Below are 484 nucleotides of genomic sequence, written 5' to 3'. Positions count from 1 at the left end.
CGCTCTGCTCCAATCCGCATATGCATCTGTTCGAGGCGATGCTGGCCTGGGAGGTGCAGGACCCGGAAGGCCCGTGGGCGGCTTTGGCCGACGAGATCGCCGATCTGGCGCTCACCCGCTTCATCGATGGCGGTAATGGCGGCTTGCGAGAATTCTTCGAGCATGACTGGACGCCGCATAAGAGCGACAAGGGCCGGATAATGGAGCCGGGCCACCAGTTCGAGTGGGCGTGGCTGCTGGTGCGCTGGGGAAGCCTGCGCAAGAACGGCGCGGCGATCGAAAAAGCCAAACGCATGTTCGAGATCGGCGAAGAGCACGGCATCTGCCCGCGGCGCAAGGTGGCGGTCATGAGCCTTTACGACGATTTTTCAGTGCATGACGGCTTGGCGCGGCTGTGGCCGCAGACGGAATGGCTGAAGGCGGCGGTGCGCCTTGCCAGCGTCACGTCTGGCGAGGAACGGCAGCGTTACCTCGCATCGGGTCT

1 protein-coding gene is annotated in these 484 nt (G+C 63.8%); it reads left to right on the top strand.

The annotated features are described in order from the left end of the window. The coding region (locus DXT96_RS27290) for an AGE family epimerase/isomerase (protein WP_246670669.1) at positions 1–484 on the top strand (484 nt) is incomplete at both ends.

The sequence above is a fragment of the Agrobacterium sp. ICMP 6402 genome, from assembly GCF_009498615.1.
Taxonomy (GTDB): domain Bacteria; phylum Pseudomonadota; class Alphaproteobacteria; order Rhizobiales; family Rhizobiaceae; genus Agrobacterium; species Agrobacterium burrii.
This window is presented reverse-complemented; position numbering and strand designations above follow the sequence as displayed.